Here is a 561-nt window from a genome sequence, read left to right on the forward strand (position 1 = left end):
GATGGCCGGTTTCAAGCGTTGCTCGATTGCGTCCACGGCCGGTTGCAGACGGAAGGCCGCCTCGCCATAGGCGATCGGGTCAACTTCGGGCGTCGGGCAGTACGAGTCGGCGAGCAGGCGATCGCGTACGGCGCCGGGCGTCTGCATCAGCTCGGCAACCTGCGCAGCCAGCGCATCCGACGGCTTTCGATACGGCGTGCCGAACGGGAAGATCAGCGCACGCAGTAGCGCCGCGATGCCTGCGTTCGGGAAGTTGGCCAGCACACCGTCGAGCGCATCGTGTGCCTTGACCAGCGCGTCCTGCACCGACCAATGAACGAGCGGCGTGTCTTCGGCGGGGCGGCCCTCATCTTCAAAGCGCTTGAGCGTGGACGAGATCAGGTACATCTGCGAGAGGATGTCGCCAAGCCGCCCCGTGATGCTCTCGCGGCGCTTGAGCGTGCCCCCCAGCGTAAACATCGACACATCGGACAGCAGCGCCAGCGCGGTCGAGAAACGGTTCACGGCACGGTAATACCGATGCATTTCCGGCGCGGCGTTGCCCGGCACGCTCGCTACGCG

The 561-nt window shown here is 66.0% G+C and carries 1 protein-coding gene; it reads right to left on the reverse strand.

The annotated features are described in order from the left end of the window. A partial coding sequence (locus tag D1614_RS28595; protein ID WP_119440526.1) for an acyl-CoA dehydrogenase domain-containing protein occupies window positions 1–561 on the reverse strand: 561 nt, incomplete at both ends.

It is taken from the genome of Maribellus luteus, assembly GCF_003576475.1.
Lineage (GTDB): Bacteria > Bacteroidota > Bacteroidia > Bacteroidales > Prolixibacteraceae > Draconibacterium > Draconibacterium luteum.